The organism is Xanthobacter autotrophicus (assembly GCF_029991245.1).
Classification (GTDB): domain Bacteria; phylum Pseudomonadota; class Alphaproteobacteria; order Rhizobiales; family Xanthobacteraceae; genus Xanthobacter; species Xanthobacter autotrophicus_C.
Genome location: NZ_JAIVFO010000349.1, coordinates 1 through 463, shown reverse-complemented (window position 1 = coordinate 463; position 463 = coordinate 1). Strand labels below are relative to the sequence as shown.

At 69.3% G+C, this 463-nt stretch carries 1 protein-coding gene; it reads left to right on the top strand.

Features of this window, described 5'->3' with window-relative positions; translation table 11 throughout:
• Positions 1-177: 177 nt before the first annotated feature.
• Positions 178-463, top strand: a 286-nt coding sequence (locus tag K9U41_RS23160) for a GTP-binding protein (RefSeq protein WP_432715857.1), incomplete at its 3' end; no start/stop codon positions are given.

Genomic DNA, 463 nt, shown 5'->3' with positions numbered 1-463 from the left:
GCGTCACGACGTACTGATAAGCGCTGGCGTCCCGTCGTGGGGGCGTGGCAGGTTGAGGGCCACGACGACCGCGGACACCGCAGGGAGGAGGCCTGAGATGGGGAGCACGCGTGCCCACCTGTCCCAGCTCCCCAAGGCGGTCATGTGCTCCCGCACGCTCCTCGGCTCAACCCCAGACTGAACATCGGCATCGTCGCGCACGTCGACGCCGGCAAGACCACGCTGACCGAACGCCTCCTCTACGAGACCGGCGTCAGCACCCACCTCGGCCGTGTCGACCACGGTGACACCGTCACCGACGCGGACGACATCGAACGCCGTCGTGGCATCACCATCCGCTCGGCGGTCGTCTCGTTCGCGATCGGCGACCTGAAGGTCAACCTCCTCGACACCCCGGGCCACGCAGACTTCGTGGCCGAGGTCGAGCGCGCCCTCGCCGTCCTCGACGGGGCGGTCCTGGTGG